At 70.3% G+C, this 1,259-nt stretch carries 2 protein-coding genes; both read left to right on the top strand.

Going from position 1 to position 1,259, the window contains the following annotated elements; genetic code table 11:
- Positions 1-441, top strand: a 441-nt coding sequence (locus tag J2S22_RS30840) for an SDR family oxidoreductase (protein ID WP_307155925.1), incomplete at its 5' end; no start/stop codon positions are given.
- 171 nt (positions 442-612) lie between these two features.
- The coding region (locus tag J2S22_RS30835) for a sugar nucleotidyltransferase (protein WP_307155924.1) at positions 613-1,259 on the top strand (647 nt) is incomplete at its 3' end.

Here is a 1,259-nt window from a genome sequence, read left to right as displayed (position 1 = left end):
ATCCTGCGCACCGCCTGGGTGTACTCGCCGTTCGGCGCCAACTTCCTGAAGACGATGCTGCGCCTCGGCGCCGAGCGCGACGTGCTGAAGGTGGTCGACGACCAGCGCGGCACCCCGACCACGGCGGCGGATCTGGCGGCGGCGTGCCTCGCGATCGCGCGCCATCTGGTGACGCATCCGGACGAGCCGGGCGGCACCTTCCACTTCACCGATGCGGGCGAGACGACGTGGTGCGGGTTTGCGCGCGCCATCTTCGCGATCGCCGGCTCGCGGCTCCCGAACGTGCCGCGGGTCGAGGCCATCACCACGGCCGAGTATCCGACCCCGGCGCGGCGGCCGGCCGACTCGCGGCTCGACTGTTCGGCGACGCTCGCCCGCTTCCCGGTCACGCAGCCCGACTGGCGCGCGGCGCTCGCCGCGACCCTCGACCGGCTGCTCTGAGACGGGAGGCGGTCGACTTTAATCCGTCATTCCGGGGCGCGCCGCAGGCGCGAACCCGGAATCCAGCGACGAGCGTCGAGGTCCGGGCTGGATTCCGGGTTCGCCGCTTCGCGGCGCCCCGGAATGACCGCCGGATCGGCGGCCCGAGTTCTGACGAGAGGATTTCTGATCATGAAGGGCATCATCCTGGCCGGCGGCAGCGGCACGCGGCTCTATCCGGCGACGCTGGCGGTCAACAAGCAGCTGCTGCCCGTCTACGACAAGCCGATGATCTACTACCCGCTGTCGGTGCTGATGCTGGCCGGCATCCGCGACATCCTGCTGATCTCGACGCCCGAGCATCTGGGCTTCTACCGGCACCTGCTCGGCGACGGCTCGACCTGGGGCATCCGCATCGACTACGTGGTGCAGGAGAAGCCGGTCGGGCTCGCCCACGCCTTCGTGCTGGGCCGCGACTTCGTCGGCTCCGACAAGGTGTGCCTGATCCTCGGCGACAACATCTTCTACGGCCACGGCCTGTCGGCCGAGCTGTCGCGGGCGGCGGCGTCGGACGCCGGCGCCACCGTGTTCGGCTACTTCGTGCGCGACCCGAGCCAGTACGGCGTCGTCGTGTTCGACGCCGACGGCCGCCCCGTGGAGCTGATCGAGAAGCCGGCGCGCTTCCGCTCGCCCTGGGCCGTGACCGGGCTCTACTTCTACGACAACCGGGTGCTCGACATCGCCGCCGACCTGAAGCCGTCGGCGCGCGGCGAGCTGGAGATCACCGACGTCAACCGCATCTATCTGGAGATGGGGGCGCTCGAGGTGGTCAAGCTCGG

This window comes from Rhodoplanes tepidamans (assembly GCF_030813915.1).
Lineage (GTDB): Bacteria > Pseudomonadota > Alphaproteobacteria > Rhizobiales > Xanthobacteraceae > Rhodoplanes > Rhodoplanes tepidamans.
This window is presented reverse-complemented; position numbering and strand designations above follow the sequence as displayed.